The organism is Thermoactinomyces intermedius (assembly GCF_013912365.1).
Taxonomy (GTDB): domain Bacteria; phylum Bacillota; class Bacilli; order Thermoactinomycetales; family Thermoactinomycetaceae; genus Thermoactinomyces; species Thermoactinomyces intermedius.
The window spans coordinates 1-16,945 of sequence record NZ_JACETT010000014.1; the positions used below are offsets into that span (position 1 = coordinate 1).

Below are 16,945 nucleotides of genomic sequence, written 5' to 3' on the forward strand. Positions count from 1 at the left end.
GCCCGGATCCGGGCCCATTGCAAATCGAACCGGGTGATGTGAACCAGCCACTGACGGAAATCCGGAACCAACGGAGCCATTTCTTGTACCAACCACCGGTTGATTTCCTGTTCGATCCGGGCGATCTTTTCTTCCCATCCGGCGATTTCACGGGACAGGGGATGCCCGTTTTTCAAGCGGTAAACCGATTCATGGGCCGTTTGCCGGACCAGCATCAATTCCTCCTCTTCTTTTAACAACCGGTCCCCTTCCGTGTCCCGGGGCACCACCCATTCGCCAAACCGGTTGCAAGTTTGCCCTGTTTTTTCCGCAATCCCGGCCGCCTTTTGTTCCTGATCCCGCTTGACGGTTGCCTGCAATTTCCTGAGCGTTTTTCTGGCTTCTTTTAAACGGTCATCGTAGGCATCATCAAACCAAAAAGAAGAGGTGCGCGTTTTGGCGGGGTTTAAAAGGAGAAAAGCCTTTTCGCATTGTTTTTCCATCGCTTTGTTTTTGAGAATCATGCGGGAGAGCGTGGTTTGTTTCAACAACGAATGGAGCTTCTGCGTGTTGTATAAAAAAGTTTTCAATTGGTACCATTCCGTCAAGTCCAATAACCGGGACTCCTCCAGTTTCCGCAAAACGGGGGAAATGTCCGGGAGGTTCGCAAGAAGGGCATGAACCGGTTCCCGTATGGAAAAGGCATCCAATTGCTGTTTGATCTCCGCTTGCTCGTTTAAACATTGCTGCCAAGCTTCTTCCTCTCCCGGCAAAAACGGCCGGCAAGCCTTTTGCTCTTTTCCGTAAGGGGTGAGCGGCTGAAACAAGTCCAGGCAATCCAAGAGGCCGATTTCTTTGGCCGTACGTTCATCACAAAACATCACACCACCCTCCCTGCTTATACCGGTCCCGCATCACATCGACCACGGGGACGGGAAAAAAAAGGCGGCCAATTTTTTCTTTCATCTCCCCAGGAGGAAAGGAATATCCGTCCGGCGATTCCGGATTGACGGCCACCCGGAGGAGACGGATCGGTTTCAGGACGCGGATTTCCCCTCCTTGGTTATAAAAACGGCGAAGCACCGGCATGCTGACAAATAAATGTGTAATGTCGGGAACAATGATACGGACCGCCTTCCGGCAGCGGAGAAACATTTGCAACATCCGATCGGTCAACGCCCCGCTGATCGCCAGTGCCTGCCATTCGTTTTGCAACCACTCCCCTTCCTCCCGGATGGAAAACAACCCGGAGAAAGGAAGCACTTCGATGCGGTTGCCGAAAATGCCAACCACCCGCTTTTTTTCCAAAGCCAAGGACCCGGCTTTTTGTTCCGGGAAACAGTCGCATGCCTTCAGGCGCAGCAAACGGCTCCATTCCCCGGCTTTGCGGATGACCCCGGCAAAGTTTGAATCAAGGGAAGCCCCGATGACAAGAATGGTGGCATCGGTCAGTTGGGGACTGGACGGAGATCGCCGGTCATAAGCCCCGTCCAGCAGGATTTTTTGTGCACCGGCCCGTCTTAACAACTCCATCGCCCGCTTGGCCCCGCTTTTGGAAGGAAGGCCTGCCAACAGGACCGTCCCCTCCCGTTTGGCGCGGGCAATGAACACTTCCCCCATCACCGATTGGATTCCGCAGGATTGAATCACTTCCCAGTGTCCCGGTTGGCGGTTCAGCCAGTGGGCGGAAGTGGCCACCAGCATATTCTCCCTCACCCGGATCAACGGCTTTTCCTTGCCGCTTATGGCATCATGTTTCTCCCCGTCCACTCCCATGCTTAATATCCCGAGCACACCGGCTTCGGGGGCATCGCGGATCAATGCATTCAACACGGTTGTTTTTCCGGCGTTTTTGGACAGTCCGATGACAGACAGGGAAGCAATTTCTTTTTTTAAACCCATGGCCCCGTTCCTTAAGACGGTTGGACACGCCGGTCTTCCCGTGTCAATTGTTTCGGCTCCAGATTGATTCGTTCATCGTTCATCAAAGCCGCAATTCCCACTTGCTCTCCGGCCGCCTGGCAGTATTCGCATTCTTCTTTGTTGTGCGGTTTATAATGTGCCGGCTCGGGATAACTGGTGATTACGCCTTCAAAGTTGCGCAACACGGTTTTTTCGGTGCTTTGCGAGATCAGATAATTCGGGCTGAGCGGAATTTTGCCTCCTCCTCCCAGCGCATCGACCACAAACGTGGGAACGGCATAACCGGACGTATGCCCCCGCAAATACTCGATGATTTCCAACCCTTTGGAAACAGGGGTTCTGAAGTGCCCGATGCCTTCCGATAAATCGCATTGGTAAATGTAATAAGGCCGGACACGAATTTTCACCAACTCATGCATCAATTTTTTCATGATATGCGGACAGTCATTGATCCCCGCCAGAATCACGGACTGATTTCCCAGCGGAACCCCCGCATCCGCCAGCATTTCACAAGCCCGTTTGGCTTCCGGCGTGATTTCTTTCGGATGGTTAAAATGCGTGTTCAGCCATACCGGATGATATTTCTTCAAAATATTGCACAAATTTTCGGTGATCCGTTGCGGGAAAACCACCGGGGCCCTGGTTCCGATCCGGATGATTTCCACATGGGGAATTTCGCTCAGGTTTTTCAGCAAATACTCCAAAATCCGGTCGTTGACCAATAATCCGTCTCCCCCGGACAACAGCACGTCCCTGACCTCGGGCGTGTTCCGGATGTAGTCGAGGCAGGCATCCATCTGTTTTTTGGGAACGCCCATCCCGATTTGCCCGGAAAAGCGGCGGCGCGTGCAATAGCGGCAATACATGGAACATTGGTTGGTGATCAAAAACAGGACCCGGTCCGGGTAACGATGGGTCAATCCGGGGACAGGGGAATCCGTATCTTCCAACAGCGGATCTTCCATATCGTAAGGAGTGCGGTCCAATTCGGCAGAAATCGGCACCGATTGCATCCGGATGGGATCTTTCGGATCATCGGGATCCATCAACAGTGCATAATACGGCGTGATATTCAGCGGAATCGTCTGTTTGGAGATCTTCACCCCTTCGATCTCCTCCGGCGTCAAACGGATCACCTTGCTTAAGTCTTCAAAATTGCGGATGGTGTGTGTCAGTTGCCACAGCCAGTCATTCCACTGTTCCTCCGTCACATTTTTCCACAGTTCGATTTCACGCCAATCTCTCATCATCTTCCGACCCCTTTCATTGATAGCGTTTGGCAAAAACTTGAAACAACCGGTCGCATTCGCGAAGAGACTGAAAAGCCAGCGTTGCGTGCCCGGGAGCATAACCGTTTCCAATCATCATCTGCACGTCTTTGCCCATTCCTTCCGCTCCCAAAGCCGCTTTGGTGAACTGTACCGCCATGCTGAAGAAATATACCAATCCTTGATCCCGGGTGGCCAAAATGGAGGAAAGCTCCGTATCAGAAGCATTGACACAGTTGATGGTTAAATCGGCCAGCTTCCCGCGGGTTGCGGTGTGAACCGCCTCATAAACCGCCATCGGATCCGTGGCATTCAACCGGATCACGTCATGGGCCAGCCCCAGGGAACGAATCTCCCGGCATGCCTTTTCGCCGGCCTCAATGGCGATCACTTGCCCGGACTTGCCTGCTTTTTTCCATGCCTGATACAAACTGAGCAGTCCCGACTTTCCGCCGGCTCCCAGCACCACCACCCGGTCCTGCGGCCTAACCAGGCGGGCCGTTTGGGCGGGGGCACCACATACGTCCAAAACAGCCAGTGCCACTTTTTCCGGGATGTCATCCGGCAAAAAGGCAAACGGACCGCTGGCAAACAGGACAGCCTGCCCCTTGATTTCGACTTGCCCGGTATCCATGTGTATTTTTTTGATCTTTTCGATGCGAAGCGGGGTCAGTGTCAAGGACACCAAAGTAGCGATTTTCATCCCTTTTTTGACGTTACGGGCCGGAAACCGGGGGCCGGCCTCCTGCACCGTGCCGATCAACATGCCGCCGGACCCTGTCACCGGATTGTGCATTTTTCCGCGGCGGGAAACAATGGCCAAAATCTGTTCTTCCACCTTGCCGGGGTCATGGCGGGCTTCTTCTTTCAATTGCTGAAAAGAAGCGGAATCAATGTTTAAGCAATCCACGTCAATCAACAATTCATTGTCATAAACCACCGGATCCGCATTCAGCTTCCAGGCGGGTTGCGGCAACGTACCGGCCGGTTCCATCACACGATGCAACCCATAAGGGTGGCCTTTCGGATAAATCAAGTCGCTCCCTCCTCTCACCCTTTATGCATGCAAATCCGGTGCCAAGCGAAAAAATGGGGAAAGCACGGTTTTTTCACATAAAAAAAAGCCCAATTTTGGGCACTTTTTAAACCGAATTGATTTTCTTCAGTTTGTATTGCAGGGTCTGGCGTGGAATCCCCAACCGACGGGCAGCTTTTAACACATTGCCTCCGGTTTCTTTCATCGCCTGCCGGATCAGCCGGGTTTCCACTTCTCTCACCACTTCCCGCAGTGACTTGCCATTTTCTTTGCATAAAGTTGAAAATTGGATCCCGTCATCGGACTTTCTGTTTTTGAAATGGCCGGGCAGATGATCGACACGCAGTTTTTTTTCGGTCGCCAACGTCAAAGCCCCTTCAATGGTATGTGCCAACTCTCTGACATTTCCGGGCCAGTGGTACTGCTGGAACACTTGGAACACTTCCTCGTCGATTTCCCCGGACGGCGAATCGATTTCGGCCTTTAACTTCCGGAAAAAATACCGGGTCAAACACGGTATGTCGTCTTTCCGCTCCCGTAAAGGAGGAAGATGAATTCCCACCACATGGATGCGATAGTACAAATCTTTCCTCAACTTCCCTTTTTGCATGCTGATGAGCGGATCTTCGTTGGTCGCCACAATAATTCGCACATCAACCGACCGGAATTTCGCATCCCCGACGCGCCGGACACCGCCTTCCTCGAGTGCCCGCAATAATTTGGCCTGCAACTCAATCGGCATCGATTGGATTTCATCCAGGAACAACGTTCCTCCATCCGCCAATTCAAATAACCCCGGGCGGTCTTCGGATCCTGTAAAAGCTCCCTTCACCGTGCCAAATAAGATCCCTTCCAGCAGAGTTGACGGAATCGCCGCACAATTTTGCACAATAAACGGTCCCTTTACACGACCGGAGGCACTGTGAATCGATTGGACAAACAATTCCTTTCCGGTTCCGGTTTCACCGACTACCAAAACGGGGGATTTGGTTTGCGCAGCCCGCTTGGCTTTCTCGATTTCCTTCAGCATCACCGGGTTTTGCGTCACAATATCGGCAAACTGGTAAAAGGATTGTTTTTTTGAAGTGAAGCGGCGGGGCGGCGGGTTCATTTTTTCTTGCAAGTGAATCACCTGGTCGGACAATTCCTTCACCTGCGTGATGTCGCGCGAAATTTCAGCGGCTCCCACCACTTCGCCCCCGACCCGGAGTGGAATGGTGCGGTTGACGGTCAGCACCCTCTGTCCTCTCCGGTTCATAAACGACTGCTGTTTTTCTTCGATGGATTTTCCCGTTTGCAGCACGTTCAGAAGCGTGCTCGTTTTCTGCGTCAATGAAGGGAAGGCCTCAAGCACATGGACGCCCATGACTTCGTCAATGTCCATGCCGTCCAGCCTGGAAGCCGCTTTGTTGTAAAAAACCGTCATTCCCCGGGCATCGACGATATGCACCCCTTCATTCAAACAATCCAGAAACCGGCAAATCATTTTTTTGGACAAGCGGGTATGAATCAGACCAAATTCCTCCTTCCGCGGTTGGTGCCGAAAAATAATCAGAATTGTGCTTAAAATTCATCACTATCCATTGTAACCGATTGACCCGACAAAAAACAGGAGGGGATTTCCCTCCTGTCAATCAGATTTTTTCCCGGTTTCAGATTCGGGGACCGTTCCCCACATCTGCAATAAATTGTCGATGGTGTATTTTTCTTTCCGGTTCTCTGATTTCTTGTCGAGGCTGTATATGGTGATTTTGGCAATTCCCTCACCCGATATGGGCATGATGGCTTCTTTGGGAATGTTGACGTCAAAATCCACCATCGTAAAATCCTGATCCTTGTCTTTGTGAAAGGTGACCGAACGGCCGTTTAACACCAACCGCGAACTGAATCCGTCCACCACATAAATATCATAATAAAAAGTCCGTCCTTTCAGGTCATTGTTCACTTTGAGGGTCACCTCGTATTGGCCGTCGGCTCCCTTCACTTCAAAATCACGAAACATTTTGCTTTCGGTCTTTTCATCATCCGGAATTTCCTTCCACCATTTATGGTTCCATTCAGGGCGCGACTCGTTTGCCTGTGTTTGCGAAGCCGCCGGAGTGGAAGAAGGCGGATCCGGTTTCTTTTCCTGCTTGGTTTCCCCGATCATTTTGATGCCGAACGTCAGCAGGAAAAGCCCGACAACCGCCACACCGGACAAGATCCCGATTTTTTTGGGGCTGAATTTGCTTGATTTTTTCTTCTTTGGCCGGTCCACCGGCAACATATAAGCATCCGGCTTTTCCAAGGCTTGTTGCAAAGCGTGTTTCAATTCCGCTGCCGTTTGGTACCGTTTTTCCGGATCCTTCTCCAACGCCCGCATCAACACTTGCCGCATCGATTCAGAAATATCCGGATTGTAGGTTGTCGGGTCCGGAACCGGATCGTGCAAATGTTTCAAGGCAATGGAAATGGAACTGTCCCCGTTAAAAGGAACTTTTTTGGTCAACATCTCATAAATCACGATTCCCAATGAATATAAATCCGAAGAGTAGTCCACCTTTCTCCCTGAAGCTTGTTCCGGGGAGAAATAATGAACAGATCCCATGACATAACCAGTTTTGGTTTTGACGGTGGCGGCACTGGGTAAATGCGAAATCCCGAAATCGGTCAACTTGTAACGTTGGTCGGAACCGACCAAAATATTATGTGGTTTGATGTCACGGTGAATAATCCCGTGACGATGGGCATGAGACAAACCGTCACATATCTGTGACGCAATTTTCACCGCTTTTTCCGGCGGGAAAGGACCTTCTTTTTTAATGAGGTCAATCAGCGACGGACCGTCCACATATTCCATCACCATGTAATAGATGGAACCTTCCCGCCCCACATCATAGACACTGACAATATTGGGATGGGACAAACTGCCGGCCGCTTTTGCCTCCCGGATAAAACGCCGGACAAAATCCTGGTCATGAATCAATGAATTGTTCATCACCTTGATCGCAACATACCGGTCAATCACCAGGTCCTTTGCCTTGTACACAACCGCCATGCCGCCCCCGCCCAGAGAGTGAAGGATCTCATATCTCTCCGCCAGCTTCATTCCTTCCATAATCATTCTATCTCCTTAATCGCAGTGTTTATTATCCAAATCATATCTTTCATTTCCCAAGCAACAAAAAAAGGTCTGAGCATCTCTATTAAAACTCGGTTTTCAGTGATAGAATGTTACATTTTTTCAAACATTCATTCAACATATGAAAAATACCACTATGATGATGGCATAAAAAAAGCCAGAAGGGATTCCCCCCTCTAGCTAGTATAACATTACATTTGCTCCGGTGCGTCCACTGCGATCAAATTTAATCCGTTCCGGATCACTTGGGCGATTCCTTGAAGCAAAGCCAGTCTCGCCCGCGACAGGTTGACATCATCACTGATGACGCGATGGGCGTTGTAATAGCGATGGAAGTCGGAAGCCAACTCATACAGATAACGAACCAACTTGTGGGGAGCCAGCTGCACGGCCGAGGAAGCAATCTCGCCCGGGAAACTTCCCAATTTCTCCAACAAGTCGTATTCCTGTTCCTCCCGGAGCAATTTCAAATCTTCGCGGTCTCTGGAAGGAGTGATGCCTTTTGCCTCCGCCTGGCGAAACACGCTCATCATCCGGGCATGGGCATATTGGACATAATAAACCGGGTTTTCATTGGACTTGGAAACCGCCAAATCCATGTCAAAATCCAAATGCGTGTCCGGACTTCTCATGACAAAGAAATACCGGGCGGCGTCCGTTCCCACTTCTTCCATCAAATCGACGAGGGTCACGGCTTTGCCGGTCCGTTTGGACATCTTGACCAGTTCGCCGTTTTGGTACAATTTCACCATTTGCGTAATCACGATTTCCAGTTGATCCGGGTTATACCCCAAGGAAGCCAGCGCCGCTTTCATCCGGGCGATATAGCCATGGTGGTCGGCTCCCCAAACATTGATCAACCGGTCGAATCCCCGGTGGAATTTATTGCGGTGATAAGCGATATCCGGGGTTAAATACGTGTAAGAGCCGTCTTTTTTGATCAGAACACGGTCTTTGTCATCCCCGAATTCAGTGGATTTCAGCCACAAAGCCCCGTCCTTTTCATAGGTGTAACCCCGTTCCTTCAATGCCTTCAGGGTTTCTTCCACGGCTCCTGATTCATAAAGCGAGGTTTCGCTGAACCAGACATCAAATTTCACACGGTATCGGGCCAAATCTTCCCGGATTTTGTCAAGCAGGCGCTTTTTCCCGTATTCACGCAATTTTTGGATCCGTTCTTCCCGGTCGATCTTTAACAGACGGTCGCCCTCTTGTTCCACCAGCTCTTTTGCCAGGTCGATAATGTCCTGCCCGCGATAACCGTTTTCCGGGAAGGAAACGGGCTGCCCCAGCTGTTCCAGATAACGGGCTTCCAGCGACAACGCCAACATGTGGATTTGGTTCCCGGCATCATTGATGTAATATTCACGGGTGACATCATATCCGGCAGCTTCCAACAGGTTACACAAGGCATCGCCCACCGCCGAGCCTCTGGCATGGCCCAGATGAAGGGAACCGGTCGGGTTGGCGGAACAAAACTCGACATTCACTTTTTCGTTCTTCCCGGCCGGGGAATATCCGTATTTTTCTTTTTGGCGGTCGATCTCATCCAGCACATCGACCAAAAAGCTGCGGTCCAGGAAGAAATTGATAAATCCGGGGCCCGCAATCTCGATTTTTTCAATGTGATTTTTCTCTTTGTCCAAGTGTTCCACAATTTTTGCCGCGATTTCACGTGGATTTCTGCGTGCCACTTTGGTCAGTTGCATGGCAAGGTTGGTGGCCCAATCCCCGTGCTCTTTTTCCCTCGGCACTTCGAGCAGTATCTCCGGAATCTCTTTTTCCTCAGCCAGTCCGGCCTGCATCACCGCTTGTTTCAGTTCCTGTTTCAACTTCTCTTTTTTCTGCTCAAGCAGACTCATTCCATGATCCTCCCATCCACCGTAAACTCAACTGGTATTTTCCTAAATTTTGTTGACCCATATGTAATAAAAAGGAAAAATCAATCCATCCTTCCTGCCCTTTAAGCTTCCGCTCATACGTCAACGTGGTGACTTCCATTTCCGTGATTCCGGCAGGTGTGTGAACCATGCTTCCCAACGTCTTCCCCGGTTCGTAACTTTGCCGGTAGGAAACGGCGCCTTGCCGGATGATCGTGACCTTTTCCGGCATGGACTTGACAGAGGTTTTCACTTCCTCACGGGTTCCGCTGTTTTCCTCATATTTCAGGACCCACTCTCCGTTTTCCTTTTCTTGAAAGCGGCCGCTCACTTCTTGTTTGATCACATCCGGTTCCTGGTCCGGTTCCGATTGAATGACCGATTCAATGTAGATCTTGACCGGAATCATCATCCTGCCCCTTTCTGTCTAATATTAGTATCTTATCACTGGTTTTTGCCGTTTGCCAATCTTGAGGGCGCCATATGAAAAAAACCCCCTTGATCAGGGGGAAACGGCACCGGACGTGACGTTTTTTACTTAACAAAACCGAGCAGCATTTCACGGACCAGTTTTGCCGCCAAAATGGGGGTTTGCTCACTGTGATCGTAGCAAGGCGCCACTTCGACCAAATCGGCCCCGACCACACGCACTTCCGAGCGGGCGATCGCATGGATGGCCTGCAACATTTCCCGCGTCGTGATTCCCCCCGGTTCGGGTGTTCCTGTACCCGGAGCGTGCGCAGGGTCCAACGCATCGATGTCGATGGTGACATAAACCGGACGCCCTTTGAGTTCAGGCAGGCATTGTTTCAACGGCTCCACCACATCAAACGGATAAAAATGAATTCCGGCTTCACCGGTATACATCACTTCTTCTTTGGTCATGGAGCGGATGCCGAACTGATAAAGATTTTCGCCTCCGATCCGCTCGGCGATTTTGCGCAAAGGGGTGGCATGGGAATAAATTTCCCCTTCATAATCGGTCCGCAAATCGGCATGGGCATCAATATGGATCACGGCCAGATCGGGATAAGCCCGGTAAACTTCCTCCACCACCGGCCAGGTCACCAGATGTTCCCCTCCCAGTCCCAAGGGGAATTTCCCGGCATCCAGGACTTTTCTCACGAACTGCCTGATACACTGCAAGCTTTTTTCCGCATTCCCGAACGGAAGGGGAATGTCCCCCGCATCAAAATAAGTCACTTCCGACAACTCACGTTGTAAATAGTGGCTGTATTCCTCATGGACCAAAGAGCTTTCCCGGATCCGGGCCGGTCCGAAGCGGGAACCCGGGCGAAAGCTGACGGTCCAGTCCATCGGCATGCCGTAAATCACGGCCTGAGCCCGGTCAAAATCATCGCCGGCTCCGATAAACACGTTTCCGGAATATTTCTCGTCAAAGCGCATCGTTTTCCTCCCCATCCTCTAACAGCTCCTCAACAAACCGTGGCAAATCGAACAAAGCATGGTGCATCTTCGGATGATAATAACGGGTGTCCAGATCGCGAATGGACTGTTCATCCACATCGAGCGGATCATATTTTTTGGACCCGATGGTAAAGCTCCACAACCCGCTGGGATAGGTGGGAATGCTGGCCGTATAAAGGCGGGCGATCGGGAACGTTTGGGAAATGTCCCGGAACACCTGACGGATCAGCGGCCGGTTAAACCACGGGGATTCCGTTTGCGCGACCATGATCCCGTCTTCTTTCAAAGCTTCGTAAATCCCTTCGTAAAACGGTTTTTGGAACAGACCCACGGCCGGCCCGACCGGTTCGGTGGAATCCACAATAATCACATCATATTTTCCTTTATTCTCCTGAATATGGCGCACGCCGTCCGTCACTTGGATGTCCACCCTCTCATCGCTCAACTTGCCGGCAATTTGCGGGAAATATTTTTTGGCGGTTTCAATCACTTTTCCGTCGATCTCAGCCAACACCACTTTTTCGACGGAAGGATGGCGCAAAACTTCGCGAACGACGCCGCCATCCCCGCCACCGACAATCAAAACGTGTTTCGGCTCCGGATGCGTATTCATGGCCACATGGCTGATCATTTCATGATAAACAAATTCATCGCGGTCAGTGGTCATCACCATTCCGTCCAAAACCAGCATCTTGCCGAATTCAATGGTATCTATGACATCCAACGATTGATACTCTGATTTGTCGTGATATAAGGTTTGCTTAATTTTTGTGGTAATTCCGTGGTTTTTGGTTTGTTTTTCCGTATACCACAATTCCATGTCCATCTTCCATCCAATCTCCTTTCATCCTGTCCACACTGACCAAATCCATAACATACTAAGAATAATGCATGTTTTCAGTGGTTACAATCATTTTTCCCGGGAAATACAAACATAATTTTTTCAGGTATATTTTTCCTGAAGGCTCCGCATAATACCCTTTGTCAACTTGTTGGAAGGAAGGAGCCTATTTGTGAAAAAACAGGATTTCCCAACCGGTGTCCAACCCGGGCATGTCCCCCGCCTGGCAAAAATCATCCTGCGTCTTGCACACATGGTCAAATTGGCATTCATCAGCATCATCCTTTTTTCCCTTTTCTGCGGGCTTGCTTTGCTTTACCTGAAAGGGCGCCCGCTCCCTCCTCCCGATACATACGCCAGTTCCATGATGCTGGATGACCGGGGAAGGGTGATCGGCTCATTGGATCACGGGGAACCCCGGGACATCATCCGTTTGAATCAACTTCCCAAATCGTTGATCCATGCCACCTTGGCGGCCGAGGACAAAGATTTTTACCGCCATCACGGATTTTCCGTTTCCGGAATTGCGCGGGCCGTTTTTGCCAACTTAAAAGCGGGCGGGGTGGTGCAAGGGGCCAGCACCATCACCCAGCAATTGGCCCGAAACCTTTATTTGACGCATGACCGGACTTGGACCCGGAAACTGAAAGAAGCGATCTATACTTTGCAATTGGAGTTGCATTACACAAAAGATGAAATCCTGGAACTGTATTTCAATGAGATCTATTACGGCCACGGGGCTTACGGAATCGGACGGGCTTCCAAAATGTATTTCAACAAAAAGCCGGAAGAACTGAGTTTGGCTGAATCCGCCCTTTTGGCAGGAATTCCCCGCGGGCCTTATTATTATTCCCCTTACCGCCATCTCAACCGGGCCAAAAAGCGGCAACATCACATCCTGGATCTCATGGTGAAAAACCGGTTCATCTCTCCGGAAGAGGCCGAAGCTGCCAAGAACCAGGCCATCAGCATGCATCCCTTGTCCCGGTCCAAGCCGGCCAAAGCCAGTTATTTCCGCGATTACATCATCCAAACCGCGGTCACCCGGTACGGACTGGACGAATCGCTGGTCCGGAGCGGCGGGCTTAAAATCTACACCACCTTGAATACAGACATGCAAAAAGCGGCGGAAAAAGCGGTGCAACAGCATATCCGGGATGACAAAGATCTGCAAGGCGCCCTGATCTCCGTGGATCCGGTCACCGGTCACATCAAAGCCATGGTGGGCGGAAAGGATTATCAACAATCTCAATACAACCGGGTTTTTGCCCGCAGACAACCCGGATCGTCTTTCAAACCGGTCGTCTATTTAAGTGCATTGGAAAACGGCTTTACGCCCCTGTCCAAAATCATGAGCCGTCCCACCATCTTTCAATTTGGCGAAGACACTTACACGCCCCGCAATTTTCATCAGCACTATGCGAACCGGCTGATTACGCTGAGAGAGGCGATTGCCCGTTCGGATAATGTTTATGCCGTCGGGACACTGGCCAAAATCGGCACCGCCCCGGTGATCGAAACCGCCCGCCGGCTCGGGATTAAAAGCCCGATTCAAGCGACTCCTTCGCTGGCCTTGGGAAGCTATCCCGTTTCCCCGTTTGAAATGGCACAAGCATACGCCACCTTGGCAGCCGGCGGTGTCAAAAAACCGCTGATCGGGATCACCAAAATCGTAGATCCGTTTGGCCGGGTTCTGGTTGAAGAAAAGACGGAACCCGAGCGGGTGGCTTCCCCGGCACACACCTTTGTGCTGACCAAACTTTTGGAAAATGTGTTGAAACCGGGAGGCACCGGTTACCGGGCGGGGCATCTTTTCCATCAGCCCGCGGCAGGAAAAACCGGAACCACCGATTGGGACGGATGGTTGTCCGGATACACACCGAATTTGGTCACAACAGTGTGGGTGGGGTATGACCAAGAAAAAAAACTGCCTTACCACAAAGCACGTCTCGCCCAAAACATTTGGGCCGAATACATGAATAAGGCAACCGGAAAACAACCGGCCCGCATCTTCACCATGCCGCCCGGCGTGAAGGTTGTCTATGTAAATCCGGAAGAAGGGAAAATCGCCGCCCCCGGATGCATGGGAAAACAAGCCTATCTGGAGTATTTTGTGGCCGGCACCGAACCGGTCGTGTCCTGCACTCCGTCTCATGCCCCCCGGAAGAAAAAGCCTTCCATGCTGGAACGTTTCCTCCGCTGGTGGAAAAACGGATGAAAAAACACCCCGACTTTACGGATGCCGGGGTGTTCCCGTTTTTTAGCAATCCTGGCTTCCTCCCACATTTCCCTCTCCATCGGTAAACAAACCGTCATTGTAAATGGTGATCATCCCTGCCGATTCCAATTCTTGCATCACTTGGAACATGCTTTGTCTTTTGTGTTCCGGTAAGGACCGGACATACAGGTTGATTTGTTGCTTGGGGACATTGGTCCGGTAATGGACTCCCCCGTGTTTGGCAAAAAGATCGACCGAATTGAAATCACGCATGAAAAAACGCCTCCTTTGCCCTTTATGTTGAGCCAAAGGAGGCGAAAATATCATCCGTTTCCAAATAAAAAACAGCGAGCGGATATGCTCGCCATTTCCGTGTCCTAGCAAAAGATTCCGAAACCACAAATCAAGTGTACCCCTGCCCGTCAACCCGGGCAAGATATATGTTGATTTGTTCACGAACCGTTCACTTTTTGGACAATTGTTCTTTCAACTCATCTCCACTGTTTTCCCACATTTCCTCATTATGCCGGATCAAAAATTCCTTCAGGGCTTGTTTTTCCCGCCCGCCCAACTCATTGATTTTGATTTTGCGCTTCAGGGCATCATCCATCCGGTTCACATGAAAGGCCAGATTTTTCCATCCTTTCCGTTTTTCCCGGTCAATGCGCATCGGACAAGCGGCCACGCCTGCATAGTAAGGCCCTTTTTCATTCCGGTCGGTGGCCACCCAGACGACCCAATAATCCTTTCCTTCCGGAACTTCTTCCGGATCGGCCGTAAATTTGATGCCGCGCTCCACCGTACTTTTGGCATGAAGAAGCCCCAAATCGATTTTTACTTCATCCCCGTCAATCAGAAGTGAGGACAAATTGTTGAGATTCAAAGTTCCGGTATAGTAACTGCCGTGGATGCTGCTGGATTTGTTACCGAGAATCTGAAATTGCGTCTTTTTTTTGTCTGCCATTCTTCATCCTCCTTCCTTTTATTTTACAGCACGTTCAACCCGATGGGCAAAATCGGTTTTCTTCTTTTCAGATAACCCTTTTCTTTCCGCCCCGTTTTCTTCTTTCAGCCGCTTATGACCGGTGATCGGGCTTACCTTTGCTTCCTCCTTCCATTTCAAGGCGATGGTGCGCTCCGCTTTTTGCATCATGTCGGCAATTTTCCGGGACACTTCCGGACTGATCGGCACTTTTTTCCCACCGGCCGCCGGCTTCTGTAACACGGCCACTTCCCCTTGTTTTTTCTCCTCTTTTCCCGGTTCCGCCTTTTGAACGGGAACGACGTTGCCTTGCGGTGCCCCCGGATCAGGATCCGCCTGCAGATGGTGTTCTCCTTCATCGGTTTCCTGACACATGCTTGTTTGTTTCAGCGGCAGATAAATCTGGAAAGTGGTTCCCCGGCCCGGACGGCTGTTCACCGTGATTTGCCCGCCATGCTCTGACACGATGCGCTGACAAATGGAAAGCCCCATGCCGGTTCCATCGCCCTTGGTGGTGAAAAAAGGATCGAAAATCCGGGAGAAATCTTCCGGGTTGATTCCGTTTCCATTATCTTTGACAGTGATGAGGACATACCGGTTTACCTGCTTCCATCCCACTTCCACCCTTCCTTTTTCGTTCAGGGCTTCCAACCCGTTTTGGATCAGGTTGATCAAAACTTGCTTGATTTGTTCGGGATCCGCCTCAATCTCCATGTCTTTCTCCGGCGGATCTTGTTTCAATTCATGCCCCATCAACAACGATTTGGGCTCCAATAAACTCAACACGTCACTCATCAACTGATTCAAGGAAAAGCGCGTCACTTGTTTCGGTTTGGATTCACTCAGGTTCAAAAACTGCTTCAAAAGATCATTGATCCGGTCAATCTCCGGCAAAATGATGGACTCCCATTTTTTCACGGCTTCCGATTCCGCCGCCGAAATCTGCACAAATCCCCGGATCGACGTCAACGGATTGCGGATTTCATGCGCCAGCCCCGCAGCCAGTTGGCCTACCGCCGACAATTTTTCCATGTGCCTTCTTTGCTCTTCCTCTTTGTGGCGAATCCGGTTTTGTTCAATCCGCAACCGTTCCTCAGCCAACCGGATCAATTCCCCTCCGGAGCTGGCTTCCCGCGGATAACTGGCAAACCCGACGCAATATTGGATGATGCTTTGCTCGGTGCGGATACCGGCCATGATCACTTCAATGGTCTCCAAAAGGCGACGCAACACCGATTCATCCCCCATTAATCCGATCGCATACTGATCCCCGTCATAGCGGGCCAGCTTGGCTGAAGGAGGAAGATGTTTTTTCAGTTGGCGGGCAATCTGCACGAGAATGCGGTCGCCCGTCTCGATGCCTTCTTCAATGTTGATTTGCCTGAACGAATTCAAATCGATGCAAATCACGTGATACGCCGTTTCCGGCCAAAATCGCGACAAGCTGCGGATTACTTGCTCCTGAAAACCGTGAAAGTTATACAGTCCCGTGAGCGAATCCCGGAGGTATGTCTCGTCCAGTTCCCGCTGGAAATCCCGGAGCCGCTGATTCGCCTCATTCTTTTGATCAACAAGGAAACGGATTTTTTCTCTTTGTTTTTGCAATTCAAAAAATATATCCCGTACATGATTTGCCATCCAGGAGACCCAAATAAATAAAAGCCCGTGGCTGATCAGCTCAATGATCATCAACCGGTTCCAAACCGTCAACGCCGAGATGACCAAATACACAGACAAAAAGGCAACCGCCACTTTATAGCTTTTTTCCTCATTGGACCGAAACAGGACGTATCCCAATACAATCAGGTAAACGGTTAAAATCGGGATGGATAAAGTAAATAAATCCAACAATGCAATGCTCAGCAAAACGGAAGCCATATATCCGTAGCGCGGAAACCGTTCCATCGTTTTTTTCGGGATCAACAACAAAACGATCAACAACCCCGTGACCAATCCGACACTGATCCAATGCAAAAAGGGATAGGCCGAAAACAATTTTTGGATTTCATAATAGAAAAAACCCTTTTCTGCCAGTGCATAATAATCCAACACGATGATTCGCACTCCCTTAGTTGCTATATTTTGTCAAAATTCATTCTTTATCTACATCCACTGCATTTATACATCGTTGATTTCTTCCACTTGCAAATAAAATAATCCTTCAAACCTTGTTTTATTCGACAAAAATTTTCAAACTTCGATCCTCTGCGCGAAATCCAACCAAATAAAATAGAGCCCGCACTCAACAGTAAACGGACTCTTTCATTTC

General features: G+C 50.3%; 14 protein-coding genes. 1 reads left to right on the forward strand and 13 read right to left on the reverse strand.

The window, feature by feature from the left end; all coding sequences use genetic code 11:
• The 10 genes from H1R82_RS03420 to speE form a co-directional block, all read right to left on the reverse strand.
• Window positions 1-860, reverse strand: an 860-nt coding sequence (locus tag H1R82_RS03420; RefSeq protein WP_181821594.1) for a hypothetical protein, incomplete at its 3' end; no start/stop codon positions are given.
• Window positions 850-1,881, reverse strand: coding sequence for a lysine 5,6-aminomutase reactivase subunit KamB (gene kamB, locus H1R82_RS03425; RefSeq protein ID WP_181731264.1), 1,032 nt, complete (start codon window positions 1,879-1,881; stop codon window positions 850-852). The genes H1R82_RS03420 and kamB, both read right to left, overlap by 11 nt.
• Before the next feature lie 11 nt (window positions 1,882-1,892).
• Window positions 1,893-3,152: a lysine 2,3-aminomutase gene (kamA, locus tag H1R82_RS03430; protein WP_181731263.1), complete on the reverse strand. Its 1,260-nt coding sequence runs from the start codon at window positions 3,150-3,152 to the stop codon at window positions 1,893-1,895.
• 13 nt (window positions 3,153-3,165) lie between these two features.
• Entirely contained in the window at window positions 3,166-4,206 is a 1,041-nt protein-coding gene (kdd, locus tag H1R82_RS03435) for an L-erythro-3,5-diaminohexanoate dehydrogenase (protein WP_232333917.1), read from the reverse strand.
• A gap of 106 nt (window positions 4,207-4,312) precedes the next feature.
• Window positions 4,313-5,704 (reverse strand): sigma-54 interaction domain-containing protein, encoded by a 1,392-nt coding sequence (locus H1R82_RS03440; RefSeq protein ID WP_309544783.1) that lies wholly within the window; start codon window positions 5,702-5,704, stop codon window positions 4,313-4,315.
• 132 nt (window positions 5,705-5,836) lie between these two features.
• On the reverse strand, window positions 5,837-7,303 hold the full coding sequence (locus tag H1R82_RS03445; protein ID WP_181731262.1) for a protein kinase domain-containing protein: 1,467 nt from the start codon (window positions 7,301-7,303) through the stop codon (window positions 5,837-5,839).
• A gap of 215 nt (window positions 7,304-7,518) precedes the next feature.
• Window positions 7,519-9,189 carry an arginine--tRNA ligase gene (gene argS, locus H1R82_RS03450; protein WP_181731261.1) on the reverse strand — a complete coding sequence of 557 codons (1,671 nt, stop codon included), beginning with the start codon at window positions 9,187-9,189 and terminating at the stop codon, window positions 7,519-7,521.
• Window positions 9,176-9,616: a YwiB family protein gene (locus H1R82_RS03455; protein WP_181731260.1), complete on the reverse strand. Its 441-nt coding sequence runs from the start codon at window positions 9,614-9,616 to the stop codon at window positions 9,176-9,178. Before H1R82_RS03455 ends, argS begins: the two co-directional genes overlap by 14 nt.
• Before the next feature lie 125 nt (window positions 9,617-9,741).
• Window positions 9,742-10,614 (reverse strand): agmatinase, encoded by an 873-nt coding sequence (gene speB, locus H1R82_RS03460; RefSeq protein ID WP_181731259.1) that lies wholly within the window; start codon window positions 10,612-10,614, stop codon window positions 9,742-9,744.
• The gene (gene speE / locus H1R82_RS03465; protein ID WP_181731610.1) at window positions 10,604-11,455 is read right to left on the reverse strand and encodes a polyamine aminopropyltransferase; all 852 of its coding nucleotides are present in this window, start codon (window positions 11,453-11,455) and stop codon (window positions 10,604-10,606) included. Before speE ends, speB begins: the two co-directional genes overlap by 11 nt.
• 193 nt (window positions 11,456-11,648) lie before the next feature.
• Here speE and H1R82_RS03470 point away from each other — a divergent pair, with 193 nt between their 5' ends.
• Complete coding sequence (locus tag H1R82_RS03470) at window positions 11,649-13,694, forward strand: transglycosylase domain-containing protein (RefSeq protein WP_181731258.1); 2,046 nt, start codon at window positions 11,649-11,651, stop codon at window positions 13,692-13,694.
• A gap of 42 nt (window positions 13,695-13,736) precedes the next feature.
• Here the strand turns inward: H1R82_RS03470 and H1R82_RS03475 are convergent, their stop codons facing one another.
• From H1R82_RS03475 to H1R82_RS03485, 3 genes are all read right to left on the reverse strand, one after another.
• On the reverse strand, window positions 13,737-13,967 hold the full coding sequence (locus H1R82_RS03475) for a hypothetical protein (RefSeq protein WP_181731257.1): 231 nt from the start codon (window positions 13,965-13,967) through the stop codon (window positions 13,737-13,739).
• 190 nt (window positions 13,968-14,157) lie between these two features.
• The gene (locus tag H1R82_RS03480; protein WP_181731256.1) at window positions 14,158-14,658 is read right to left on the reverse strand and encodes a YwhD family protein; all 501 of its coding nucleotides are present in this window, start codon (window positions 14,656-14,658) and stop codon (window positions 14,158-14,160) included.
• 18 nt (window positions 14,659-14,676) lie between these two features.
• Complete coding sequence (locus H1R82_RS03485) at window positions 14,677-16,728, reverse strand: sensor histidine kinase (protein ID WP_181821602.1); 2,052 nt, start codon at window positions 16,726-16,728, stop codon at window positions 14,677-14,679.
• Between the last annotated feature and the right edge of the window lie 217 nt (window positions 16,729-16,945).